We start from the raw sequence: 212 nt of genomic DNA on the forward strand, positions 1-212 counted from the left end.
CCCGACGCCAGCGGCGACTTCAACGCCCTCTTGCTGGACGTGGCCCTGGCCTGCAAGGCCATCGCCCGCTCGGTCGCTTTCGGCGCCCTGGGCGATGTGCTGGGCCGCCATGGCGCGGGCGACAGCGTCAACGTCCAGGGCGAAACCCAGCAGAAGCTCGACGTGATCAGCAACGAGATGTTCCTGCGCGCCAACGAATGGGGGGGCCACCT

1 pseudogene is annotated in these 212 nt (G+C 68.9%); it reads left to right on the forward strand.

The annotated features are described in order from the left end of the window. Positions 1 to 212: pseudogene (locus tag HA630_RS26935) on the forward strand (class 1 fructose-bisphosphatase); the annotation flags it as partial.

Source organism: Aquabacterium sp. A08, assembly GCF_011742065.1.